The 23,294-nt window shown below is 74.1% G+C and carries 20 protein-coding genes, 1 pseudogene and 1 riboswitch; of the genes and pseudogenes, 12 read left to right on the forward strand and 9 right to left on the reverse strand.

Translation table 11 applies throughout. The features are described from left to right. Together FHX31_RS00005 and FHX31_RS00010 are read left to right on the forward strand one after the other, a co-directional pair. Positions 1–539: pseudogene (locus FHX31_RS00005) on the forward strand (ABC transporter permease subunit); the annotation flags it as partial. Between the two features lie 136 nt (positions 540–675). Further along, complete coding sequence (locus FHX31_RS00010) at positions 676–1,164, forward strand: DUF3263 domain-containing protein (protein WP_071097588.1); 489 nt, start codon at positions 676–678, stop codon at positions 1,162–1,164. Between the two features lie 6 nt (positions 1,165–1,170). On the opposite strand, the gene FHX31_RS00015 is transcribed toward FHX31_RS00010, so the two are convergent. Beyond that, positions 1,171–1,383 (reverse strand): hypothetical protein, encoded by a 213-nt coding sequence (locus FHX31_RS00015; RefSeq protein WP_013288875.1) that lies wholly within the window; start codon positions 1,381–1,383, stop codon positions 1,171–1,173. Between the two features lie 152 nt (positions 1,384–1,535). Here FHX31_RS00015 and FHX31_RS00020 point away from each other — a divergent pair, with 152 nt between their 5' ends. The 4 genes from FHX31_RS00020 (at position 1,536) to FHX31_RS00035 (ending at position 4,739) form a co-directional block, all read left to right on the forward strand. Continuing rightward, entirely contained in the window at positions 1,536–2,438 is a 903-nt protein-coding gene (locus FHX31_RS00020) for a hypothetical protein (protein ID WP_047891120.1), read from the forward strand. Positions 2,439–2,588: 150 nt separating this feature from the next. Then, positions 2,589–3,098, forward strand: a complete 510-nt coding sequence (locus tag FHX31_RS00025) for a GNAT family N-acetyltransferase (protein ID WP_013288873.1) — start codon at positions 2,589–2,591, stop codon at positions 3,096–3,098. Positions 3,099–3,248: 150 nt separating this feature from the next. Beyond that, complete coding sequence (locus FHX31_RS00030; protein WP_013288872.1) at positions 3,249–3,704, forward strand: hypothetical protein; 456 nt, start codon at positions 3,249–3,251, stop codon at positions 3,702–3,704. Positions 3,705–3,707: 3 nt separating this feature from the next. Continuing rightward, positions 3,708–4,739: an SRPBCC family protein gene (locus FHX31_RS00035; RefSeq protein ID WP_123110822.1), complete on the forward strand. Its 1,032-nt coding sequence runs from the start codon at positions 3,708–3,710 to the stop codon at positions 4,737–4,739. A gap of 19 nt (positions 4,740–4,758) precedes the next feature. Here the strand turns inward: FHX31_RS00035 and FHX31_RS00040 are convergent, their stop codons facing one another. The 7 genes from FHX31_RS00040 to FHX31_RS00070 are packed head-to-tail and all read right to left on the reverse strand — an operon-like array spanning position 4,759 to position 13,077. Next, positions 4,759–6,999 (reverse strand): AAA family ATPase, encoded by a 2,241-nt coding sequence (locus FHX31_RS00040; RefSeq protein ID WP_184974451.1) that lies wholly within the window; start codon positions 6,997–6,999, stop codon positions 4,759–4,761. A gap of 36 nt (positions 7,000–7,035) precedes the next feature. Further along, positions 7,036–7,530: a hypothetical protein gene (locus FHX31_RS00045; RefSeq protein ID WP_013288869.1), complete on the reverse strand. Its 495-nt coding sequence runs from the start codon at positions 7,528–7,530 to the stop codon at positions 7,036–7,038. 45 nt (positions 7,531–7,575) lie between these two features. Further along, entirely contained in the window at positions 7,576–8,337 is a 762-nt protein-coding gene (locus tag FHX31_RS00050; RefSeq protein WP_013288868.1) for a GTP-binding protein, read from the reverse strand. After that, positions 8,315–8,764, reverse strand: coding sequence for a DUF742 domain-containing protein (locus FHX31_RS00055; RefSeq protein ID WP_013288867.1), 450 nt, complete (start codon positions 8,762–8,764; stop codon positions 8,315–8,317). Before FHX31_RS00055 ends, FHX31_RS00050 begins: the two co-directional genes overlap by 23 nt. Beyond that, complete coding sequence (locus tag FHX31_RS00060; RefSeq protein ID WP_013288866.1) at positions 8,761–9,225, reverse strand: roadblock/LC7 domain-containing protein; 465 nt, start codon at positions 9,223–9,225, stop codon at positions 8,761–8,763. The genes FHX31_RS00055 and FHX31_RS00060 overlap by 4 nt, the downstream gene beginning before the upstream one ends. Beyond that, the gene (locus FHX31_RS00065; protein ID WP_184974454.1) at positions 9,222–11,912 is read right to left on the reverse strand and encodes a nitrate- and nitrite sensing domain-containing protein; all 2,691 of its coding nucleotides are present in this window, start codon (positions 11,910–11,912) and stop codon (positions 9,222–9,224) included. Before FHX31_RS00065 ends, FHX31_RS00060 begins: the two co-directional genes overlap by 4 nt. Continuing rightward, positions 11,899–13,077 carry a hypothetical protein gene (locus FHX31_RS00070; protein WP_091330684.1) on the reverse strand — a complete coding sequence of 393 codons (1,179 nt, stop codon included), beginning with the start codon at positions 13,075–13,077 and terminating at the stop codon, positions 11,899–11,901. The genes FHX31_RS00065 and FHX31_RS00070 overlap by 14 nt, the downstream gene beginning before the upstream one ends. Positions 13,078–13,451: 374 nt before the next feature. On the opposite strand from FHX31_RS00070, the gene FHX31_RS00075 reads away from it, so the two are divergent. From FHX31_RS00075 to FHX31_RS00085, 3 genes are all read left to right on the forward strand, one after another. Next, the gene (locus FHX31_RS00075; RefSeq protein WP_184974458.1) at positions 13,452–16,328 is read left to right on the forward strand and encodes an alpha/beta fold hydrolase; all 2,877 of its coding nucleotides are present in this window, start codon (positions 13,452–13,454) and stop codon (positions 16,326–16,328) included. After that, a complete protein-coding gene (locus FHX31_RS00080) occupies positions 16,328–17,245 on the forward strand; it encodes an ABC transporter permease (protein ID WP_184974461.1) in 918 nt (305 codons plus the stop codon). The genes FHX31_RS00075 and FHX31_RS00080 overlap by 1 nt, the downstream gene beginning before the upstream one ends. A 151-nt stretch (positions 17,246–17,396) precedes the next feature. Beyond that, a complete protein-coding gene (locus FHX31_RS00085; RefSeq protein ID WP_184974466.1) occupies positions 17,397–17,843 on the forward strand; it encodes a DoxX family protein in 447 nt (148 codons plus the stop codon). Positions 17,844–17,898: 55 nt separating this feature from the next. Here the strand turns inward: FHX31_RS00085 and FHX31_RS00090 are convergent, their stop codons facing one another. After that, positions 17,899–18,552, reverse strand: a complete 654-nt coding sequence (locus tag FHX31_RS00090) for a DUF4232 domain-containing protein (protein WP_402883392.1) — start codon at positions 18,550–18,552, stop codon at positions 17,899–17,901. 170 nt (positions 18,553–18,722) lie between these two features. After that, positions 18,723–18,855, forward strand: a riboswitch (SAM riboswitch). 12 nt (positions 18,856–18,867) lie between these two features. Between FHX31_RS00090 and thrC the strand changes: the two genes are divergently transcribed. The 3 genes from thrC (at position 18,868) to paaN (ending at position 23,286) form a co-directional block, all read left to right on the forward strand. After that, a complete protein-coding gene (thrC, locus tag FHX31_RS00095) occupies positions 18,868–20,157 on the forward strand; it encodes a threonine synthase (RefSeq protein ID WP_013288859.1) in 1,290 nt (429 codons plus the stop codon). Positions 20,158–20,540: 383 nt separating this feature from the next. Beyond that, the gene (locus FHX31_RS00100; RefSeq protein ID WP_184974471.1) at positions 20,541–21,560 is read left to right on the forward strand and encodes a GNAT family N-acetyltransferase; all 1,020 of its coding nucleotides are present in this window, start codon (positions 20,541–20,543) and stop codon (positions 21,558–21,560) included. Positions 21,561–21,612: 52 nt separating this feature from the next. Then, positions 21,613–23,286: a phenylacetic acid degradation protein PaaN gene (paaN, locus tag FHX31_RS00105; RefSeq protein WP_184974474.1), complete on the forward strand. Its 1,674-nt coding sequence runs from the start codon at positions 21,613–21,615 to the stop codon at positions 23,284–23,286. Positions 23,287–23,294 lie beyond the last annotated feature (8 nt).

Here is a 23,294-nt window from a genome sequence, read left to right on the forward strand (position 1 = left end):
GGCTGACCGTGCTGGGCACGAAGCTGGCCGCCCTGCTCACCACCGTGTTCGGCCTGACCGTGGTGCTCGGCGCGCTCTGGACGGCGGCGTTCTGGCTGATCGCCAGCCAGCGCGGCAGCACCGCGAAGATGACCGCCGGAGTGTGGCAGTCGATCGGGCTGGACGGTCTGCGGGCGCTGGGGATGACGCTGCTCGTGGCGGCGGTCGGGTTCGCGCTGGCCTCGCTCGGCCGGCACACGGCGATGGCGCTCGGCGCGGCGGTGGGCATCTTCGCGGTGAGCGAGATCGGCATCCGGATCGCGGTCGCCGTGCTCGGGGTCCAGTTCGGTGACCGGTACGTGCTGTCCACGTACGCCCAGTCGTGGTTCCTGAAGCAGGCGGAACTGTTCGACTACGACACCTGCCAGTTCTCCCAGGGCGCCTGCGAGCCTGCGACGTACGTGGTCACCTGGCAGCAGTCGGCTGTGGTGTTCGGCGTGGCGCTGGTGGGCGCGTTGGCGGCCGCGTTCTGGACGATGCGCCGGCGGGACATCGCCTGACCTGGTCCGCGCCGTCGGCCGGTGCCGGCGGCGCGGACCCCGCGTCCGATGCGGCCGGGGGCGACCCTGGTTACGCTGGGGCTCCCCCGGCCGGCGCGCTCCGCGTGCCGGTCACCCGCCGTCGGAGAGGAGCGCCATGTCCGCCGACGCCTCGCAGCGGGCCGCCGTCGACCGGTCCGGCCCGGCAGCGGGTACGCGCCACGCGGGCGGGACGGTTCCGCCGCCGCGCACCGCTCCGCCCGTCGAGTCCACCGCACCGTCGGAGCCGTCGGAGTCCGCCCGGCCCGCCGAGCCCGCCACGGCCGGGCCCGCCGCTCCGCCCGTCGAGTCCGCCGCGCCGGTCGAGCAGGCCGGTCCAGACGCGGCAGAGGCGGCCGCTGTAGGCACGACGCCGGCCGGCCTGACCGAGCGGGAGCAGCGGATCCTCGCGTTCGAGGCGCAGTGGTGGAAGCACGCCGGCGCCAAGGAACAAGCCATCCGGGACACGTTCGGGCTCTCCGCGACCCGCTACTACCAGCTGCTCAACGCCCTGCTCGACCAGCCGGCCGCGCTCGCCGCCGAGCCCGTGCTGATCGGCCGGCTGCGTCGGCTGCGCTCGTCGCGTGCCCGTAACCGGCGCCGCTGACCGGCGTCACTTCTCGTACGTGCGCAACCCGTTGCCGATGGCGAAGAACGTCGGGGCCCACTCGCCGATGAAGATGCCCCAGCGGTCCGCCCGCGCCACCCCGGCGCGCTCCATGTGCTTGGAGAGGAACCAGCTGGTCACCGAGAGGCCGATGCTGACGAACCCGGCGAGGTAGGCGTGCTCCGCCCGGATGCCGCCCTCGTGCAACCGCTCCAACATCTCGAACCCCCTGTCGCCGGGACCGACCCGGTCGCGTCCGACGCTACCGAAAGTCCGGAGAAGATGACGCACGGTTACCTCGATCGGGTCGGCCGGCGGATGACCGGCCGCGGTCCGGGTAGGCGGTCCGCGACGACGAACGGAGGCCGACGATGGGGGCACCAGACCGCCGGTACGTGATCGGCAGCAGGCCGGCCCGCCCGGTCGCGGAGGCGCCGGTGATGCGGGTGCGTTCCGCCTCCGACCCGGCGCCCGGCCGACCGGAGAACGAGGACGCGGTCTTCCGGTTCGGCCCGCTCGTCGGCGTCCTCGACGGCGCGACGGTGCCCGAGGGCTTCGACACCGGCTGCGTGCACGGTCCCGCCTGGTACGTCCGGCACCTGGCCGCCCGGATCGGCCTGGCGATCGCGGCCCGCCCCGCCGCCACGCTGATGAGCAGCCTCGCGGCGGCGATCCTCGCGGTGCGGGCCGATCACGGCGGAACGTGTGACCTCGACCATCCCGGCACCCCGTCCTCCACCGTCTGCCTGCTCCGGCACAGCGGCGACCGGGTCGACTACCTGGTGCTCTGCGACAGCCCGCTGGTGCTCGACACCGACCAGGGGATCGAGGTGGTCACCGACGACCGGCTGGCCGACGCGGTGGCGGACCTGCGCCGCAGCGTCGCCGCACTGCCGGACGGCGAGACCGACCCGGTGACCCGGTTCCGGCGCGCGACGACCGTGCAGCGGACCCGGATGAACCGCACCCACGGCTACTGGGCGGCGGCGAGCGACCCGGACGCGGCGTACCACGCGCTGACCGGGACGCTTCCGCTGCGCGGTCCGGGTGCGCTGCGGCGGGCCGCGCTGCTCAGTGACGGCGCCTCCTGCGCTGTCGACCAGTTCGGCCTGTTCGACTGGGCCGGGCTGCTGGAGGTGCTGACCGTGGAGGGTCCGGAAGGGCTGATCGACCGGGTCCGCGCTGCCGAGCGGGACCACCCGGACCGGCTGCGGCGGCACAAGCGCACCGACGACGCCTCGGCTGTGCTCTGCGAGTTCGGCCCTTCGGCGTGAGCACGCTCACGTCGGAACGACCGGTCGGATGACAACGCAGCGTGAGGCGGGAACACCCCGGGGGTACGACCGGACGAGGCGGTCGGCCATAGCGGCAATCCCTCCCCAAAGGGGTGGACGACCCGGACCACGCGCGGCAGACTGCGCGACGTGACGGGTGCTGTACGGCTGGAGCCGGTGGACGAACGGAACCTGGAACCGTTGCTCTCCGTAGCGGCGGCCGAGGCGGAACCGGAGGACGTCATGCCTCCGGTGGACGCCCCCGCGGGCTGGTCGCTGGCCCGCCGCGACGCGTTCCGCGAGTTTCACCGCGCCAGCCTCGGCGGGCTGAACGGCCCGACCGGCACCGCCATGTACGCGATCGTCTCCGGCGGTGAGGTCGTCGGCATGGTGCGGATGACCCGCCGGGACGAGCCGGGAACAGTGGAGACCGGCATGTGGCTCGGCCGGTCCGCGCGGGGCCGGGGCCTGGGCGCCGCGGCGCTGCGGCAGTTGCTGCACGTCGCCGCCGGGGCCGGGATGCACACGGTGGTCGCGAACACCACGCCGGACAACGCGGGGGCGATCTCGGTGCTGCGTAAGTGCGGCGCGGAACTGCGTGAGGAAGACGGAGTGCTGCACGCCCGGATGTCCCTGGATTCGGCCCTGCCGATCCGCTGACCCCGCTTCCTTCCCCGATCACGTTTCTCCTGCTCAGAGTCGCCTCGGTGGGTGGTTTCGTGCTTGCACGGAAGTGTTTTGCCGAGGGGGTGACGGGTACTGCCCGCGTCTCCGGGACCTGACTTTCCCGGGGAGCGCGGAGGAGAGCGGATGAAGAGCGGAACACGGGTGGCGTTCGCCGTCGGTCTCGGCTACCTGCTGGGTCGCCGGAAGAAGATGCGTACCGCGCTGACGCTCGCCGCGGCGGTCGCCGCCGGGCGGGCCAGCAGGCGCCCGGGCGGCCTGAAGCAGCTCGGCGCGGACCTGATGGCCGCGAACCCGCAGCTGCGCAACCTCGGCGGGCTGGCACCGCCGCTGGTGGCCGCGGGCCGCGCGGCCGCGACCGCCGCCGCCGGCAACGGCATCGACGCCATCGGCGGACGACTGCGTGAGGGCGCCGGTGCGTTGCGCCGCAAGGCGGGTACGGGCCGGCCGGACGCCGGGCGTTCCGCGTCGGACGAGGACCGTTCCGGGCCGGGCGCCGAGCGTTCCGCGCCGGACGAGGAGCAGGAACTGGACGACCAGCCCGGCGCGCCGGTGCCGGCCCGAGCCGATCGGGGGCGGTGAGCCGTGGCGACGGGCAGCCTGGCCGACCGGGCCCGCGACCAGATCGGCGGTGAGCTGCGCAACCTCGCCTCCGCGCTCGGTGAGCGGGCCGTGCAGGTGGTCACCGAACGGGTCACCGACGCCACCGGGCGGCTGAGCGGGTACGCGAAGCAGGGCGGCGATCCTGGCCTGGTCGCCGCCGCCACCGGCGCGCAACGGCTCGCCGAGGGCGCCTCCCCGGTGAAGGCGATGTTCCATGCCGGCCTGGCCGGCGGTAAGGAGAAGCTGATGGCGGCGTTCGGTCGCAAGGGTGGCCGGGACGGCGGCCAGAAGCTCAAGGTCACCAACATCGTCGAGACCGTCGAGGTCGGCGTGCCGGTCCGGGTCGCCTACAACCAGTGGACGACGTTCGGCGACTTCCCGAGCTTCATGAAGAAGGTCGAGCAGGCCGACTGCGACGCCGACGAGAAGATGACCTGGAAGGCGCAGGTGCTCTGGTCGCACCGGAGCTGGGAGTCGACGATCGTCCGGCAGATCCCGGACCGGCTCGTCCACTGGCGGTCCAAGGGCGAGAAGGGCTCGGTCGACGGCACCGTCAGCTTCCACGAGGTCGCCCCGGAGCTGACCCGGATCCTGGTCGTGCTGGAGTACCACCCGCAGGGCTTCTTCGAGCACACCGGCAACCTGTGGCGGGCGCAGGGCCGGCGGGTCCGGCTGGAGCTGAAGCACTTCGTCCGGCACGTGATGACCCGGACCGTGCTCGACCCGGACGCGGTCGAGGGCTGGCGCGGCGAGATCGAGGACTCCCAGGTCGTCAAGGACCACGAGACCGCGCTCCGGGAGGAGCGGGGAGACGCCGGGCCGGCCGACGACGAGTACGCCGCCTACGACGAGGGCAACGACTTCGACGACGACGAGTACGCCGACGAGCCGGTCCTGACCGAGCCGGAGCGTGCCCGCAGCCGGACGGCACGCGGGCAGCGCGAACCCGAGCGCCGCCGCCGTGTCCCGGAGAGGCCTCGCCGCCCGGCCGCCCGCCGCCGCGACGAGCGCTGACCGGAGGCGGGCCGGTTCGTCAGGACCGGCCCGTGGCGTACGACTCCAGGTGCGCGAGCTGCACCGGGTCCAGGGAGGGGCGGACCCGGTTCCGGGCCGCCTCGACGTGCGCGGCGGTCACGGTGCTCGCGCTCAGCGACTCCCGCATGGCTGCCAGCGCCGCCTCCCGGATCAGCGCGGCGCAGTCGGCGGCGGAGAAGCCGTCCAGCTCCCCGCCGAGCGCGTCGAGGTCCACGTCCGGCGCGAGCGGGACGTCCCGGGCCGAGGCGCGGAGGATCTCCGTACGCGCCGGGCCGTCCGGCGGCGGCACGTAGACCAGCCGTTCCAGCCGGCCGGGACGCAACAGCGCCGGGTCGATCAGTTCGGGACGGTTGGTCGCGCCGACCACCACCACGTTGCGCAGTGCCTCCACCCCGTCCAGTTCGGTCAGCAGCGCCGCCACCACCCGGTCGGTCGTACCGCCGTCGGTGGCCTGCCCGCGTACCGGGGCCAGCGCGTCCACCTCGTCGAGGAAGACGAGCGTGGGTGCGGCCTGGCGGGCGCGGCGGAACAGCTCCCGGACCGCCCGCTCGCTCTCACCCACCCACTTCGAGAGCAGCTCCGCGCCCTTCACCGACAGCACGTTCGCCCGCCCGGACCCGGCCAGCGCGGTCACCAGGTAGGTCTTGCCGCAGCCGGGCGGACCGTAGAGCAGCACCCCGCGCGGCGGCGTCACGCCCAGCCGGGCGAACGTGTCCGGATAGGTGAGCGGCCACAGCACCGACTCGGTGAGCGTCTGCTTGACCTCGTGCAGCCCGCCCACGTCGTCCAGCGTCACCGACGCCAGCTCCAGCGTGGACGCGGACATCGTGGTCGGCCGGACCACCTCCAGCGCGGCGGTGAAGTCGGCCATCGCCACCGTCGGCGTCTCCGCCGTCTTCTGGCGCAGCGCCGCGCGTACCCCTGCCTCGCGTACCAGCGCCGCCAGGTCCGCCGCGACGAACCCGGGGGTACGGGCGGCCACCTCGTCCAGCCGGACGTCACCTGCGAGCGGCACCTCACGGGTCAGCACCGTCAACTGCTCCCGGCGCAGCGCCGCGTCGGGCAGCGGCACGGTGATCCGCAGCGCGAGCAGGTCCGGGCCGCGCAGCGCCGGATCCACCGCCTCGGGGCGTCCGCTGGTGCACACCACAGCGGCACCGGCCCGCAGCGTCTCGGCCACCACCTGGCGGAACACCGTGGCCAGGGGGCCCGGCTCGTCGGCCGGGGCGATCGACTCCACGTCGGTGACCAGCAGCACGGCGGGACCACCGGCGCGTACCGCCGAGGCGGCCTCGCGCAGCCGGCGGGCCGCCGCGTCATTGCTGAGCGCGGCCAGCTCCGGCGCCCAGAGCGGCCGTACGCCCGCGCCGACCCGGGCGGCGACGGCACGCACCAGCGCGGACTTGCCCGAGCCCGCCGGGCCCTCCACCAGCACACCGAGCGACACGGTGGTGCCGAGCCGGCCCAGCACCTCGCGGTGGTGGAAGCCCAGATCCAGCAGTTCGGTCAGCTCCTCGGCCTGGGCGCGCAGGCCGGGCAGCTCGTCCACGTCGGGCGCGTCCTCCGGACCGAGCAGGTCCCCGTCGGGTTCCGTCCCGGGCGGCGTGGCGGGGGCGGAGAACCGCGCGGGGGAGGCCGAGGACGCCGGGCCGGAGCCGCGGGTGGCGGCGCCGTGCTCCCAGCCCACCACCGTGTCCATGGTGACGAGCGCGCCGACCGCCGGTTCGGCCGACACGACTGTGAGCAGCGTGCTCGTCCAGGCGTACCCGACGGAACTGGCCAGACTGCGCCGCGCGGCCTCGATCAGGCCGCGCACGGCGGCGTCCGGCAGCACGTCCTGCGGCAGCAGCGAGACGTCGTCCCCGGCGGTGACCACCTTGCCCAGCAGCGCGAGCCGCAGCATCTCCGGCGGGACCGCGGCGACCACAGCGGCCGGGCCGGAGAGGGTGAGCCGACGCGCCGGGGTCGCCGGCAGCGGGCTCACAGTGACCTGGCCGCCGGCCCGCAGGCCGAGGTTGCCCAGCAGCAGGTCGTCGGCGTGCAGCAGGGCGCCGCTGGTGCTCGGCTCGGCGGCGGCCGCGATGCCGGCGGTGACCCGGCGGCCGGTCAGGCGTACCGGGTCGCCGGGGCGCAGCGCCAGCGCGGTGAGCACCTCGGGATGCAGGCGCACCACGCCGCGGCGGGCGTCGAGCGCGGCCGGCCGCAGCGTCGCGGTCAGGGTCAGGTCGGGTTCGGCCACCCGCCGACAGTAGCCGCCCCGATCATCGGGTGCCGGTCAGCGCGGGCCCGGATCGTCCAGCAGCGACGGGTCGCGCCGGATCATCTCGGCCAGCCGGGCCGCCGGGTCGGACTCCAGCGGGTCGTGGCCGGGCGCGGGCACCGTCTTCACCGACATGGGCCACGCCGGCGGCGGCGCGGGCGGCGCCGCCGGGCCCACCGTCACCGCCGCGCCGGACCAGGAGACCCGCAGCGGGTACGCCTGCTCGCCCAGTTCCACGCGCAGCGTCACGGCCAGCCCGGGGTGCTCCGCCACCACCCTCCGGACCGCCTCGGCGACCTCCTCGACCGGGTCACGCCGAACCGGCGCCTCGCCACCGCGCAGCCGGTACGCGCCGCGTCCCGCCCGCTCGTCGCCCGGCTCGTCCGCCGCCTCCACGGGTACGTCCCGCTCGGGCGTCCCGGCGGGTTCGCCGGGCATCGGCGCCCGGCGGCGCAGCGCCTCCTCGCGCCGTGCCATCCGGGCCAGTGTCTCGTCCAGATCACCTCTCATGGCGTCCACCCCTTCGCCAGACAACGGATCGAAACGACTGCGAGTTCAGCCTGCCCGGGATCGGGTGGCCCGGTCCAGCGCACGGTCCAGGACGACGAGCAGGGCGTCCCGTACCGAGAGACGGTCCCGGGCGTCGAACTGCACCAGCGGCACGTGCTCGCCGATCGCCAGCGCCCAGCGGATCGACGGCAGGTCCAGGGCCAGCCGGCCGTCGAAGGCGTTGACGCCCACCGCGAACGGCAGACCGGACCGCTCGAAGAAGTCGATCGCCGGGTAGCAGTCGTCGAGCCGGGCGCTGTCCACCACCACGAGCGCCCCGAGCGCGCCCCGGGCCAGGTCGTCCCACATGAACCCGAAGCGCGCCTGGCCGGGCGTACCGAAGAGGTAGAGCTTCAGGCTGCGGTCGATGGTCACGCAACCGAAGTCCATGGCGACGGTGGTGGTGGTCTTGCCGGCGACCCCGCCCGGGTCGTCGATGCCGATGCCGGCGGTGGTCATCTCCGCCTCGGTGGTCAGCGGCGCGATCTCGGAGATCGCGCCGACAGTGGTGGTCTTGCCGACCCCGAACCCGCCGGCTATGAGGATCTTGACCGGGATCGGCGGCCGGGGCGCCGGTACCCGGCTGACGATCGGGGCAGGTTCGGCCGGCGGCACACCCGGCGGCAGGTACGGCAGCGGCGGCGTGGGCGGGGGTGGCGTGGCCCGGCCGATCAGCGGCGCCGGGCCGCCGTAGCGGCTCGGGGCGCTGTTGGCGGCCGGCCCACCCGTGGCGGCCGCCGGCCATTCAGGAGATCGCACGAAGTCCATCAATCACTCGCAGGATGATGTCGGGATCGAGGGCGTCGTCGACGTCCGCGACGTGCACGTCGAGATGGCCGGCGGCGCGAAGGTCGCCGACCAGCACCCGGGTCACCCCGAAGTGCATCCGGGTCCGGGCGGAGATCTCGGCCACCGAGACGGGCTCGGCGCAGATCGCGACGATCGCCGCCAGCTCCGGGGCCAACCGGGCGGTCACCGCCCACGAGGTGCTGCCCGGACGAGCGGTGACCTGGGTCTCCAGGCCGATCGCCGGGTCGCCGTCCACCCGTCCGGAGGTCAGCACGAAGGGGCGTGGGCCGGTCGGCTCCCCGTCGCCCGCGTCCGGCTCCGGCACCGGAGCGGACGCGTGCAGGAAGGGGCGGATCCGGACGCCGGGTTCCGGCTCCGGGTCCGCGCCGGCGGCCCCTGGGATCATTGCTGTACGGCGTTCTTCAGCTCGGCGATCAGGCGCGGACTCAGGGCGCCGCCGGCGCGGCCGGCGAACAGCGTCATCTCGTACGCCACGGTGCCCAGGTTCGCCGTGCGGTCGGCGACGACGCCGAGCACCGAGCCGCTGCTGATCGCGCTGATCAGCAGGTATCCCTCGGCCATGTCGACGATCACCCGGTTGAGCGCGCCGAGCGCGTACCAGCTCGCCGCGCCCCCGGCGAGACTGGTCATGCCGGAGACCACGGCGGCGAGCCGTTCCGCGTTGGACCGGTCCTTGATCGCGGACATGGCCATCAGCAGCCCGTCCGAGGAGACCGCGATCGCCTCCATCACCCCGGCGGTGCTGGAGGTGAACGAGTCGAGCAGCCAGTTGAAGGTGCGTGCCTCGGGGCTGAGATCGCCGGTGGTGCTCTGTTCGACGTTCTCGTGGAGGAAGGGGCTGGTCACCGTGATGGGTCCTCTTCGTAGCGGCGGTCGGTACTGACTTCGCGCAGAGCACGGGCGACGCCCGCCTCGAACTCGCTGATCCGGTTGCGTACCTCGACGGGGTCGCCGGGGTCGGAGCTGGTGGGGGGCACGGACTGCGCCGGGGAGACGGACAGGTTCGCGCCGGGCACCCGGCGGCTGAGCCGGGGCCGTTCCGCAGCCGGGGGCGCGTGGTCGACGTCGCCCTCGGCCCGCCGTACCCCGTCCTGGAACGCCTCGACCAGGGCCCGGACGCTCGACGGGTCCGCCGGTACGCCGATCAGCGGTCCGCCGGTGGCCGGTCCGGCCGGACCGGCGGGCGGGGTGGCCGGCAGGTTCGCGCCGGGCACCCGCTGCCGGATCGGCGAGCGGGTACCGGGCCGCCCGGCGGGCGGCCCGACCGGGTTCGGCCCGGTCGGCGCCGGCATGACCGGGGATGACCCGGCGGGCGCCGGGGCCGGGCGGGTGGCCGGCGGCGTCAGGGTCGGGCCGGTCGCCGGCCCGGCGGCCGGGGGAGCGGCCGGGGCCGGGCCGACGACCGGTGTCGGCGGGGAGACGTGCCCGGGACGCGCCGCCGGTCCGGCCGGCCGGGTGCCCGACGGCGGCCAGGCCGGCGGCGGAGCGCCGGTGGCCCGACCCTGGTCCTCGATCGGCTCCGCGGTGTCGGCCTGGTGGCCGAAGGCGTTCCACGGGTCGCCGCTGGACATGCTGCGCGTGGCCCGGGTCAGCAGCTCGGCGTCGAAGCCGGACGGCGCCTCGACGGCCGGTGGCTCCGGCTCGCGGGTGCCGGACACGGCGGCCCGGCCGGCGCCGACCGGCTCGGGGCGGCGGATCACGAGCGAGGCGCCCGGGATCTCCAGGGCGGCGGTGACGCCGCTACCGGGGGTGTGGCTCAGCCGGACGCTCCAGCCGTGCCGGCGGGCCAGCCGGCCGACCACGAACAGGCCGAGCACCTCGGTCGGGGCGAGGTCGAGGCGTTCCCGCCGGGTGAACCGGGCGTTCTCCTCGGTCATCCGGTCCTCGGTCAGGCCGATGCCGTGGTCGACCACGACAAGTCGTGCGCCGCCCTCGGTCAGCTCACCGGTCACCACCACACGGGTGTGCGGCGGCGAGAACGAGGTGGCGTTCTCCATCAGCTCGGCGAGCGTCAGCACCAGGTCGCCCGCGATGGCGGGGGCCGCCGCCACGCCGGGCGGTACCTCCACGTCGACGCGGGTGTAGTCCTCGATCTCGCCGAGCGCGAGCCGGACCACGTCGGCCAGCGGGACCGGCGCCACGTGACCGTCCGAGCCGGTGGCGCCGGAGAGCACCACCAGGCTGCCCGCGTTGCGGCGCAGCCGGCTGGAGATGTGGTCCAGTCGATAGAGGTGCTCCAGGCGGCCCGGGTCGGTCTCCTGCCGTTCCAGCCGGTCGATGAGCGCGATCTGGCGGCCGACGAGGTTCTGCGTACGCCGGCCGACGTGGCCGAACATCTGCGCCACGTTGCGCCGCCCGGCGACCTGCCGCTCGACCAGCCGGGCGGCGGTGTGCTGCACCCGGTCGAACGCGCGGGCCAGGTCGCCGATCTCGTCCCGGGCGCTGATCTCCACCGGGTCGAGGCGTACCGGGGGGACCGTTTCGGACTCGTCGTCGGCGACCCGGGTCAGCTCGGCCTCGGTGACCCGGGCGACCCGCTCGGCGGAGCGGGTGAGCCGGCTCAGCGGCCGGGCCACCGTACGCGCCACCGTCATGCTCAGCAGCACCACGACGAGCAGGATCGCCGCCGCCGCCAGGCTGACCAGCCAGGCCGCGGTCAGGGCCTCCCGTTCCCGGGCGCGGGTCTCCGCGATGACGTCCGCGACGACCTTCTTCTCCACGAACTGGCCCAGCGTGATCATCGACCGGGCCGACGGGAACAGCACGTCCAGCGGCACCGGCGCGATCGCCTTGTCCGGATCCCGGAGGCTGTCCACCAGGAACGTCGGGCTGGTCCGGGCGGCCACCGCCGCGTCGTCCAGCTCGGCCACCTTCAGCTGCTCCGGCGTGATCAGCTTGCGGAACCGCCGGTTGTCGACGTTGAGCCCCGCCATGCAGGCCACGAACGACCGGGCCACCTGCGGATCGCCCGTCGCCTTCACCAGCACGATCTGCGTGGTGCACGAGCTCAGTGCCTCGTCGACGCGCAGCAGCGCGTCCAGGGCGAGCACCTGCCGTCCGGCCGCGGTGTCGGTGTCCACCTGGAAGGGCAGCCGCAGCGCGTCGATCAGGGCGGTGTCGACCTCGCCGAACACGGTCAGGATCTGCTGCGGCGTGGCCCGGCCGCCGAGCGTGGCGTTGCGGACGTCCTCCAGCCGGCGTACCCCGTCGAGGCTCTTGCGGACCGCCGTCGGCAGCGTCTCGGCGCGCAGGTCCGCGACCCGGTCGTCGACGGTGGCCGACTTCTGGATCAGCTCGGTCCGGCTCACCCGCCCGAGCAGCAGCCCGACCGACAGCAGGCGTTCCTGCTGGAGATCCTGGACCAGGCTGCCGACCCGGCTGGCGACGCGGACGGTCTCGGCGGTGTCGGCTGCCTCCCGGGCGGCGGTGACCCGGTCGATGACGACCGGTACGGCGAGTCCGACCATGCTGAGCAGCGGAATGATGACCAGCAGGGCGAGCTTGCCCCGGATGCGTAACCTACCGAGCAGCATCGAACGGCCTCCACCGGTCGGCGTCGCCACCGTGTCCCACCGCGACCGGCTGGCGGTCGGCCCCGGGCGCGGTGAGCGGTGGCTCCGGGTGGACAGTCGGCGCCGGCCCGGCCTCGGCCGGTTCCCGGCGTGCCGGGGTGGCCCGGGACCGGTCCCGGCGCAGCGCGGCCACGTGCAGCGCGACGATCCCGGCGATCAGCACCACCGCCGCCCCGGCGGCGATCCGGCCCAGCAGCCGGTCCCGCTCCAGGGCGTCGAGTCGTTCCCGCAGCAGCGCGTCGAGCTGGTCGAGGATGACCGTGCGGAGCTGCTTGGCGGCGTTCTGCGCGCTGATCCCGGCGCGGGTGAGCTGGTCGGTGCTCGGCGCGGAGCGGCCGGCGCCGGGCGCCGAGTAGACAGCGAACGTCTCCAGTGAGCGCTGGTAGGTGTCCAGCGGCGTGAGCACGTTGGCGCCCAGGTCGGTGCTCTCCGAGCTGTCGACCGCCGAGCGCAGGTCGGCGACCAGGTCGGTGGCGGGACCGAGCGCGGAGACGCGCAGCTCGGCCAGCTCCGCGCCGACCCGCGCGCGTTCGGCGGCGGGGCGCTTGGCGGACAGCCGGGCCAGGTCGACGAGCCGCCCGGCCAGCACCGTCGCGGTGGGCAGGTCCCCGCCGATGCCGTCCTGGAGGAAGAACGAGTCGGAGCGCGGGTCGCGGATCAGGCCGGAGCTCTCCCGTACCTTCCGGTAGAGGGCCAGGAGCAGGTCGGACGCCTCGCCGTAGGCCCGGTACGCGGCCTCGGGGTCACCGATCCCGCGGTCCGGCAGCGCCTCCAGCTTGGCCCGCAGCCCGGCCCAGCGTTCGTGGGTGCGCAGCTCGTCGCCGACGGCGTTGTCCACCTCCGCGACGCCCTCGATGGCGGCGGCGAGCGAGGCCCGGGAGACGGCCCCTTCGGCGACGGCGATGGCCTGGGCCTCCACCAGCGTGTCGGTGACCGGCCCGAGGGCGCGCAGGTAGCGGACGCCGAGCCGCTCCCGGCTCACCAGGTCGTGGTCGTCGGCGAAGTCGCGTTCGGCCTGGACGAAGATCAGCCCGAGCGGGGCCAGCAGCGCCAGCACCAGCACCAGGGCGAGCGTGCGGCCCGGTACGGCGGGCCGCCGGCGAACCCGCGACGCGGGGACTGTCATGGTGTGTCTCCTCCGGCGACGGCGGGGCGATCGGTGCCCCGGGAGGTCGCCGTACGCAGTCCCGTGCACCGGACCGGAAAAGTAGCCGAACCGGACGCGCGTGAGACCTCGGCCGATGAGTCGGCTTCGCGTCAGTCCATTTTGGGTGACCCTGCGTCAGGGCGAAAGGTACGTAGCGTGTGATCGTGTTGCCGAGAAATGACATCGACGATGGTTTGCGCCTGTAGATGTGAATTCACATGATCCGAATACGTCCCGCTGGGATGCTCTGGACCTTTGGCGGATGACGGACGCTACGCGACGATCGGTGCAACCGGACAGACGTACGGCGGATCTCAGCGAATGCTCAGCCGTCGGCCCGTACCGTGTGGCGCATGAGATCAACCGCCGCGCGGCTCCGGCGCGCCCTGGCCGGCCATCCGCGCCGCATCGTCGCCGCAGTGGTGGTGGTCGTCCTCGTCGCCGCCGCGCTGGTCTGGGTGGCCCGGCCGCAGGGCGCGGACTTCCGGACCGAGCCGGCCCTGGTGACAGTGCGTTCCGGGCCCTCCGGCGACGAGCCGGTCGACCTGGACACCACGCTCTACCTGCCGGAGGACGCCTCGTCGTCGAACCGGGTGCCGGCGGTGCTGCTGGCGCACGGCTTCGGCGGGACCAAGGACTCGGTCCGCTCCGACGCCGAGGACCTGGTCGCCCGCGGGTACGCGGTGCTCACCTGGACCGCCCGCGGGTTCGGGCGCAGCGGCGGCCAGATCCACCTGGACAACCCCGACTACGAGGTGCGGGACGCGCAGCGGCTGCTCGACCGGCTCGCGCAGCGGCCGGACATCCGCCTCGACGCGGCCGGCGACCCCCGGGTCGGTGTGGTCGGCGGCTCGTACGGCGGCGGCCTGGCCCTGCTGCTCGCCGCGCAGGACCAGCGGATCGACGCGATCGTCCCGATGATCACCTGGAACGACCTGTCCCGCGCATTCCTGCCGGAGAGCAGTGGCCGGCAGCCCACCGACGGCGTGTTCAAGAAGGGCTGGGCCGGCATCTTCTTCGGCGGCGGCGGGAACGCCGGATCCGGCCCGGCCGGGCTCTCCGGGGCCACCGCCGCCGCGCCGGAGGGCGCGCCCGAGTCGGCCGGCCCGCCGAGCCCGCAGCCGAGCCCGCAGCCGGGCGCCGGGCCGGGCACCGGTTCCGGTCGCGCGCCGGCCGGCGCCGCCGACCCGTCCTGCGGGCGCTTCGCGGCCGACGTCTGTGCCGCGTACCTGCGCATCGCCACCACCGGCCGGGCCGACGCGGCGGCGGTCGAACTGCTGCGCCGGTCGTCGCCGGCCGGCGTGCTGGACCGGATCAAGTCGCCGACGCTGCTGGTGCAGGGCGAGGCGGACACGCTGTTCCCGCTGGCCGAGGCGGACGCCAACGCCCGGGGCATCGCCGCCGCCGGCACCCCGGTACGGGTCGCCTGGTTCACCGGCGGCCACGACGGCGGCTCCGGACCCACCTCCGACTCCGACCGGGTGAAGTTCCTGACCGCACAGTGGCTCGACCACTACGTCAAGGGCGACGGGGCGGCGCCCGGCGACACGTTCACGTTCTCCCGGATCGCCGGGTTCGACGCGCTCGACCGGGGCCTGGTGGCGACCGGCTTCCGTACCGCCGACTATCCGGGGCTGACCGGGCAGGACCGCCGCGAGGTGACGCTCGCCGGTCCGCCCCAGCCGGTCGCCGTACCGCCGAACGGCAACCCGGCGGCGATCTCCTCGGTGCCGTTCGCGGGCGCGCTCGGCTCGCTGCTGGACGGCGTCGCCGGTGACATCCCCGGCCAGCACGCCCGTTTCGAGTCGGCGCCGCTGGACGAGCCGGTCGACGTGGTGGGCGCGCCCACCGTGCGGATCAGGGCCGCCTCCCCGACCGGCGAGGCGGTGCTGTTCGTGAAGCTCTACGACGTCGACCCGCAGGGCGCTGCCACGCTGCCGTCCGGCCTGGTCGCGCCGGTGCGCCTGACCGGCCTGCCGGCCACCGTCGACGCGGCCACGCCGGTCACCGTGACGCTGCCGGGGATCGTCCGGCGGGTCGAGGCCGGGCACCGGCTGCGGCTCGTGGTGGCGACGTCGGACCAGGCGTACGCCTCGCCCGCCGAACCGGCCGTGCACACGGTGGCGCTCGCCGACGGGCCGCTGACGCTGCCCACCGTCGACGCCACGCCGATCCCCACCACCGCCGCGATCTGGCGCTGGGCGCTGGCCGGCCTGCTCGCCGCGATCGTGGCCGGGCTCGTCGTGGTCGTGCTGCTCACCCGCCGCCGGCACCGTCGCCAGGACGACTCCGTGCACCCGGAGTACGCGGGCGTCCCGCTCGCCGTGCGCAACCTGCGCAAGGAGTACGCGGACGGCTTCGTCGCGGTCTCCGACGTGGACTTCGAGGTGCACCCCGGTCAGGTGGTCGGCCTGCTCGGGCCGAACGGTGCGGGCAAGACCACCACGCTGCGGGTGCTGATGGGGCTGACCCAGCCCACCGCCGGTGAGATCTACGTCTTCGGTCACCGGTTGGTGCCGGGCTCGCCGGTGCTGTCCCGGATCGGCGCGCTGGTCGAGGGGCCGGGCTTCCTGCCGCACCTGTCCGGTCTGGACAACCTCAAGGCGTACTGGCGGGCCACCGGCCGGCCGTGGGAGGACGCGCACTTCGACGAGGCGCTGGAGATCGCCGGCCTGGGCGACTCGGTGCACCGCCGGACGAAGAAGTACAGCCACGGCATGCGGCAGCGGCTGGCCATCGCCCAGGCCATGCTCGGCCTGCCCGAGCTGCTGGTGCTGGACGAGCCGACGGACGGGCTGGACCCGCCGCAGATCGCCGAGATGCGCCGGGTGCTCCAGCGCTACGCCACCGACGGCCGGGCGGTGCTGGTCTCCAGCCACCTGCTGGCCGAGGTGGAGCAGACCTGCACGCACGCGGTGGTGGTGAACAAGGGCCGGATCGTGGCGTCCGGCCCGGTGGAGGAGATCGTCGGCGAGTCGCCGAGCGTGCTGTTCGAGGTGAGCGACCCGGACGCGGCGCGTACGGTGCTCGGCCGGCTCGGCGGCGTACGGGTGCTGCCCGACGGCGACGGCGGGCTGGTGGTCGACACCAACGGCACCGCCCGCAGCGAGGTGGTGGCCGAACTGGTCCGCGCCGGGATCGGGGTGGACCGGGTGGTGCCCCGGCGCCGCCTGGAGGACGCGTTCCTCGCCCTGGTGGGCGAGAACTCTCGGGGAAGCGGGGACCGGTGATGGCGGGTTCGTCGGTGGCATCGTCGCCTGGTGGCGGCACGTCCGGTACGGCGGAGCCGGGCGCGGGCGGGGCGGCGGCCGGTTACCGGCCCTCGGCCACGCTCCCGTTCGCCGCGGAGTTCCGTCGGCAGGCGTCGCGGAGGCGTACCCAGCTCGCGCTGGGGTTCATGGTGCTGCTGCCGCTGATCATCCTGGTGGCGTTCCAGTTCGACGCCGGGGACGACGACGACGGCGGGCGGGGCGAGTTCTCCAGCCTGGCCGACCTGGCCACCTCGGGCGGGCTCAACTTCACCCTGTTCTCGATCCTGGTGTCCGCGTCGTTCCTGCTGGTCGTGGTGGTGGCGCTGTTCTGCGGCGACACGGTGGCGAGCGAGGCGAGCTGGGGCAGCCTGCGCTACCTGCTCGCCGTGCCGGTGCCCCGGGCCCGGCTGCTCGCGGTGAAGCTGGTCGTCGCGCTCGCGTACTCCGGGCTGGCCCTGCTGTTGCTGGCCGGCACCGCGCTGCTCGCCGGCACGCTCCGGTACGGCTGGAAGCCGCTGAGCAGCCAGGTCTCGGCCGAACTGGCCCCGGCCGACGGGTTGCTGCGGCTGCTCGGCGTGCTCGGCTATCTCGCGGTCGTGCTGCTGGTGGTGGCCGGGCTGGCGTTCCTGCTGTCGGTGACCACCGATGCCGCGCTCGGCGCGGTCGGCGGGGCGGTGCTGCTGTGGATCCTGTCCAGCATCCTGGACCAGATCACCGCGCTGGGCGGGCTGCGGAACCTGCTGCCGACCCACTACAGCAGCGCCTGGCTGGGGTTGCTGTCGACACCGATGCAGACCGACGACGTGGTCAAGGGCGCCTTCTCGGCGGTCGTCTACGCCACGCTGTTCTGGGGTCTGGCCTTCTGGCGCTTCACCCGCAAGGACGTCACGAGCTGAGGTGACCGGACGGGGTCGCCACGCGAGTGGTCCGGCCCATATCATGGGAGCGTTCCCACAGGGTTGTCCCGCCTGCAAAGAAATCGATTAACATCGATCAGTAGTCCCCCCATCCTGGACGGCGTCCGGCACCCGTACCAGGAGGTTCCCTATGATCCCGGCACAGCTGAAAGCCCCTGTGTTGTCCCTGTTCCGCATCGTCACCGGCGTACTCTTCCTCTGCCACGGCGCCGCCTCGATCTTCGGCGTCTTCGGCGGCAATCCGGCCACCGGCGGGGCCGTGCCGTTCGCCACCTGGCCCAGCTGGTGGGCGGCGCTGATCCAGCTCGTGTGCGGCGCGCTGGTCCTCGTCGGCCTGTTCACCCGGCCGGCCGCGCTGCTCGCCTCCGGCTCGATGGCGTACGCGTACTTCGTGGTGCACCAGCCGCACCACCTGATGCCGATGCAGAACGGCGGCGAGCTGGCCGCGCTCTTCTGCTGGTCGTTCCTGCTGGTCGCGGTGCTCGGCCCGGGAAACTGGGCGCTCGACGCGCTGCTGGCCCGCCGCCGGTCCACCGCGACCGAGCCCGCCGCCGCGCCGGCCTCGGTCCCGGTCTGAGCGTTCGCACCGAACCAGATCCCGGTCGGGGTGCTCCCGTGCCGGGCTCTGGTTCCTACAGCGGATTGACCGGCGGAGTCGTGGGCGGGGGCGGGGCGGCCGGCGTGGGCGTGTCGGCCGGGCCGGGCTTGCGGCGCTCCCACGCACTGACGCCCAGCCGGCCGGTGTTGCCGAGGTCGATCGGCCCGTCCAGGGCGACCGGGTGCGCCGGCCGGCCGGCCACCGGCGCGACGTCGAGTCCGGTGCCGTTCGTCGCCGGCACCGTCGCGTCGGTGACCAGGTTCCGCCAGATCAGCGCCGCGCCGGCCCGCTCGCCGGGGGCCAGCACGATCCGCGTGGGCGGGTGGTCGAAGCCGGAGGTGATCGGCTTGGCGCCCGGGATGATCCGCACCTCGATCGGGTCGCCGTCGGCGTCCCGGAGCGCGACCGCCGGATAGCCGCGCAGCTCGTACGGCCGGTCGCCGCAGTTGAGCAGGTCCAGGCCCATCGCCCGCAGCCCCATCGCGGCGCTCACCCCCAGTTCGGTGATCGCGATGCCCTCCGGGGAGCAGGTGGCGGCGGGCGTCGGCTCGGCCGTGGGGGCACCCGGCCGCGGCGGCGCCGTGGGCGTCGAATCGGATAGCCCTTCCGCGGGCCCCTGCGCCGGGGCGCAGGCTGCCATCAGCGTCACGCCGGTGAGGGCGCCGATCAGGCGCGCCGATCTCCGCATCGGGTGATCATGCCACTCGGCCGCGCTCGGCGAGGACCGCATCGAGCAGGCCCGGGTAGCCCGCTGTGGTGGAGCCGGTCGCGGTGGTCGGACGCCGAGCCGGCCCACAGCGTGGGATCCCGAGGTGGCGCGGCCGTGAGCAGCGCCTAGACTCGGCGGCACAACTGAATACCTCATCCAGAGGGGCTGAGGGATACGGCCCGACGACGCCCCGGCAACCACCCGCACGCTCGACGACGAGCGACAGCGGGCAGGTGCCAATTCCGTCCCCGCCGCACCCGGCGATGCGGGGAAAGATGAGAGGAACTCCTCGACATGACGTCGACGCTTCCCGTCGCCACCGGTATCGACACCACCCTCAGCCCGGCCCGCGCCCTGGTCTGCCGTGCCTGTTCGGCGCGGTACCCGCTCGCCGCGCAGCACGCCTGCTACGAGTGTTTCGGGCCGCTGGAGGTCGACTACGACACCGCCGCGCTCGCCACCGTCACCCGTGAGCAGATCGAGGCCGGTCCGGACAACATCTGGCGGTACGCGGCGCTGCTGCCGGCCGGTCAGGACCCGGCCACCCGGGTCACGCTCGACCCGGGGCTGACCCCGCTCGTCGCCGCCCCGCACCTCGCGGCCGAACTGGGGCTCACCGCGCCGCTCTGGGTCAAGGACGACAGCGCGAACCCCACCCACTCGTTCAAGGACCGGGTCGTCTCGGTGGCGCTCACCGCGGCCCGCGCGCTCGGCTTCGCCCGCTACGCCTGCGCCTCCACCGGCAACCTCGCCAACTCCGTCGCCGCGCACGCGGCCCGGGCCGGCGTGCCGTCGATCGTCTTCATCCCCGGCGACCTGGAGCAGGGCAAGGTCGTCACCACCGCTGTGTACGGCGGCGACCTGGTCGCCATCGACGGCTCGTACGACGACGTGAACCGGCTCTGCGGCGAGCTGGTGGAGACCGACGAGTTCGAGGACACCGCGTTCGTCAACGTGAACGTCCGGCCCTACTACGCGGAGGGCTCCAAGACGCTCGGCTACGAGGTGGCCGAGCAGCTCGGCTGGCGGATCCCGGCCCAGGTGGTCATCCCGATGGCCAGCGGCGAGCTGCTCACCAAGATCGACAAGGCGTTCGCCGAGCTGGTCGAGATCGGGCTGGTCGAGGCGCCGGCCGGTGGCTGGAAGGTGTTCGGCGCGCAGTCGGCCGGTTGCAACCCGATCGCCACCGCGCTGCACGGCGACACCGACACGATCGTGCCGGTCAAGCCGGCCGGCATCGCCAAGTCGCTGAACATCGGCGACCCGGCGGCCGGGCTGTACGCGCTGGAGGCGGTGCGGCGTACCGGCGGCTGGATGGACTACGCCGACGACGACGAGATCCGCGCGGGCATCCGGCTGCTCGCCCGTACCACAGGGGTGTTCGCCGAGACGGCCGGCGGCGTGACGGTCGCGGTGCTGCGCAAGCTGGTCGAGTCGGGCCGGCTCGACCCGGCCGCCGAGACGGTGGTGTTCAACACCGGCGAGGGCCTGAAGACGCTCGACGCGGTGGCCACCCAGGTCGGCCCCACCCACCGCATCAAGCCCAGCCTCCGCGCCGCCCGCGACGCCGGCCTCCTGGCCTGACCCCTCCGGTCCTCCGCCACCTGCGCGATGATCAAGGAGTATGTGTCGGCGGCCGGGCCGTTTCGTGACACGAACTCCTTGATCACCGCCGCTGGCGGGGGTGGCCGGGTGGGGGAGGTGGGGCTCGCCCGGGTGGGGGATCGGGTGAGACCGGTGGGTAACCGGTGATGTGCGGTGAGTGCCAGAAAACCGCCCTCAAGGACTTGACGGCAGGAACCGGACGGCGCAAGATGCTTCGTGCGGGAGGGCATCCGCCGGAGACTTTTCAAGTTCTTGCGACCCAACGCCGGAGGCGTTGTGCGGACGTCCCTCCCGACCAACGTCCGAAGAGGCCAGCGGAAAACCGCTGGCCTCTTCGCTGTGTCCGGCGCACCCTCGGTGGCATGACGCTCACGGTGACGCCGCTGGATCCGACCGACCGGCCGACGCTCGACGCGGTCTACCGGATCGCCTGCGGCGCGCAGGCCGTCGACGAGCCGGACCTGCCCGACCTCTGCCGGCGGCGGTTCGAGGCGCCGCTGCGGCACCCGATGCCCGGCATCGACACGCGCTGGCTGGTGGCCCGGTTGGACGGGCAGCCCGTCGGCTGGCTCCGGCTCTACCTGCACACGATCGACAACACCGAGAACGCGAGCGTCGAGCTGACCGTGGACCCGGCGTACCGGCGGCAGGGCATCGGGCGCACGCTGCACGACCACGGCGTCCGGCTGCTGCGGGAGCACGGCGGCAAACGACTGGTCGGCGCTACCGTCGCCGCGCTGCCCGGCGAGGAGGGGCGGGTCTTCCCCGGTGCCGCGTTCGCCGCCGCTGTGGGCGCCAAGCCGGCGCTGGCCGACGTCCGCCGCCGCCTCGACGTGGCCGGGCTCGACCGTGACCGGCTCGCCGCGCTGCTGGCCGACGCGCGCGCCGCGGCGACCGGCTACCGGCCGGTGCGGTGGCGCGACCACACGCCCGAGGAGTACGTCGCGGACGTCGCCTACCTGGAGGGCCGGCTGCTGCTCGACGCGCCGATGGGCGAGCTGGACTGGGAGCCGGAGCAGGTGGACGCCGCGCGGGTGCGGGACGCGGAGCGGGCGCTGGACGCCCGGGGCGTACGCCGGTACAACACCGGCGCGGTGCACGAGGCGACCGGCCGCCTGGTCGGGTGGACCCAGCTCAGCCTGGACGCGAGCAGCACCGACCACGCCTGGCAGCAGATCACCCTCGTCGACCCCGGCCACCGCGGCCACCGGCTGGGCCTGCTCTGCAAGGCCGGGAACCTGGAGTACGCGCTGGCGCACGAACCGGCGTTGCGGGCCGTCGACACCTGGAACGCGGCCGCGAACCGCCACATGATCGCGATCAACGAGCAACTCGGGTTCCGCCCCGCCGCCGGTTCGGTCGACTGGCAGTTGACGATCTGAGTTGTGACACGCCCCTACTGATCTGGTGCCTTTCTGTTGCATGATGGCGGGCATGACGGAGACCCCGCACCCCCTGTACGACAGGCACCGCGAGACCCTCGACCGGGCGCTGACCGCCATCGCGGAGCGCGGGTACTGGTCGGCCTATCCCGAGTCGCCCAGCCCCCGGGTGTACGGCGAGACCGCCGCCGCCGACGGCAAGGCCGCCTTCGAGGCGTACCTGGGCGGGGACTTCCCGCTCGACCAGGCCGGTGACGGCACCACGGTGGCCACCGAGGCCAGCCCGTTCGGGGTGGCGCTGGACGTGCGCTACCCGCACGCGGGCGCCGACCAGCTGGTGTCCGCTGCAAGCGCCGCGCTGCCCGCCTGGCGCGACGCGGGCCCGCAGGCCCGGGCCGGTGTCTGCCTGGAGATCCTGGACCGGCTGCACCGCAACGTGTTCGAGCTGGCCAACGCGGTGCAGTTCACCAGCGGCCAGGCGTTCGTGATGGCGTTCCAGGCCGGTGGCGCGCACGCGCTGGACCGCGCGCTGGAGGCGGTCGCCTACGCGTACGCCGAGATGACCCGCCACCCGGGCACCGCCGGCTGGGAGAAGGCCGCGGGCAAGGGCGACCCGCTGCGGATGACCAAGACGTTCCACGTGGTGCCGCGCGGTGTCGCGCTGGTCATCGGCTGCAACACGTTCCCGACCTGGAACTCGTACCCCGGTCTGTTCGCCTCGCTCGCCACCGGCAACCCGGTGGTGGTGAAGCCGCACCCGCGCGCGGTGCTGCCGCTGGCGATCACCGTCAGGTACGCCCGGCAGGTGCTCGCCGAGGCCGGCTTCGACCCGAACCTGGTGCAGCTCGCCCCCGAGACCGACGGCGAGAAGCTCGCCACCACGCTGGCCCTGCACCCGGCCGTCAAGATCGTCGACTTCACCGGCTCCACCGAGTACGGCGACTGGCTGGAGGCGAACGCCCGGCAGGCCGCCGTCTACACCGAGAAGGCCGGCCTGAACACGGTGGTGATCGACTCCACCGACGACTTCGCCGGGCTCTGCCGCAACCTCGGCTTCACGCTGACGCTGTACAGCGGCCAGATGTGCACCACCTCGCAGAACCTGCTGATCCCGCGCGACGGTATCGAAACCGACCAGGGGCACAAGAGCTTCGACGAGGTGGCCGCCGGGATCGCCGGCGCGGTCGCCAAGCTGACCGCCGACCCGGCCCGGGGCGTCGAGCTGACCGGCGCGATCGTCAACGACGGCGTGCTGGAGCGGCTGGAGGAGGTCACCAAGGTCGGCGAGCCGGTGCTGGAGTCGCGCACCGTCGAGCACCCGTCCTTCCCCGGCGCGGTGGTGCGTACGCCGACTGTGGTGAAGCTCGACGCGTCCGACACCGCCACCTACTCGCGGGAGTGGTTCGGGCCGATCTCGTTCGCCATCGCCACCGACTCCACCGAGCACAGCCTGCGCATCCTGCGCGAGACGGTGGGGGAGAAGGGCGCGCTGACCGCTGGCGTCTACTCCTCGAACGAGGCGGTGCTGGACGCGGCCGAGGCGGCGGCGATCGACGCCGGGGTGCACCTGTCCTGCAACCTGACCGGCGGGGTGTTCGTCAACCAGTCGGCGGCGTTCTCCGACTTCCACGGCTCGGGCGCGAACGCGGCGGCCAACTCGGCGCTGACCGACGGCGCGTACGTCGCCAACCGGTTCCGCATCGTGCAGAGCCGCCGGCACGTCTGAAAGGAGGG

The organism is Micromonospora sp. CNZ286 (genome assembly GCF_014207755.1).

Excerpts from the sequence above, each read along its gene's own strand:
- FHX31_RS00010 (WP_071097588.1), top strand. The coding sequence starts at position 676 with ATGTCCGCCGACGCCTCGCAGCGGGCCGCCGTCGACCGGTCCGGCCCG.
- FHX31_RS00065 (WP_184974454.1), bottom strand. The coding sequence starts at position 11,912 with ATGCTGCTCGGTAGGTTACGCATCCGGGGCAAGCTCGCCCTGCTGGTC.
- FHX31_RS00050 (WP_013288868.1), bottom strand. The coding sequence starts at position 8,337 with ATGGACTTCGTGCGATCTCCTGAATGGCCGGCGGCCGCCACGGGTGGG.
- FHX31_RS00085 (WP_184974466.1), top strand. The coding sequence starts at position 17,397 with ATGATCCCGGCACAGCTGAAAGCCCCTGTGTTGTCCCTGTTCCGCATC.
- FHX31_RS00075 (WP_184974458.1), top strand. The coding sequence starts at position 13,452 with ATGAGATCAACCGCCGCGCGGCTCCGGCGCGCCCTGGCCGGCCATCCG.
- FHX31_RS00055 (WP_013288867.1), bottom strand. The coding sequence starts at position 8,764 with ATGATCCCAGGGGCCGCCGGCGCGGACCCGGAGCCGGAACCCGGCGTC.
- FHX31_RS00090 (WP_402883392.1), bottom strand. The coding sequence starts at position 18,552 with ATGCGGAGATCGGCGCGCCTGATCGGCGCCCTCACCGGCGTGACGCTG.
- FHX31_RS00015 (WP_013288875.1), bottom strand. The coding sequence starts at position 1,383 with ATGTTGGAGCGGTTGCACGAGGGCGGCATCCGGGCGGAGCACGCCTAC.
- FHX31_RS00080 (WP_184974461.1), top strand. The coding sequence starts at position 16,328 with ATGGCGGGTTCGTCGGTGGCATCGTCGCCTGGTGGCGGCACGTCCGGT.
- paaN (WP_184974474.1), top strand. The coding sequence starts at position 21,613 with ATGACGGAGACCCCGCACCCCCTGTACGACAGGCACCGCGAGACCCTC.
- FHX31_RS00045 (WP_013288869.1), bottom strand. The coding sequence starts at position 7,530 with ATGAGAGGTGATCTGGACGAGACACTGGCCCGGATGGCACGGCGCGAG.
- FHX31_RS00020 (WP_047891120.1), top strand. The coding sequence starts at position 1,536 with ATGGGGGCACCAGACCGCCGGTACGTGATCGGCAGCAGGCCGGCCCGC.
- FHX31_RS00070 (WP_091330684.1), bottom strand. The coding sequence starts at position 13,077 with ATGACAGTCCCCGCGTCGCGGGTTCGCCGGCGGCCCGCCGTACCGGGC.
- FHX31_RS00030 (WP_013288872.1), top strand. The coding sequence starts at position 3,249 with ATGAAGAGCGGAACACGGGTGGCGTTCGCCGTCGGTCTCGGCTACCTG.
- thrC (WP_013288859.1), top strand. The coding sequence starts at position 18,868 with ATGACGTCGACGCTTCCCGTCGCCACCGGTATCGACACCACCCTCAGC.
- FHX31_RS00100 (WP_184974471.1), top strand. The coding sequence starts at position 20,541 with ATGACGCTCACGGTGACGCCGCTGGATCCGACCGACCGGCCGACGCTC.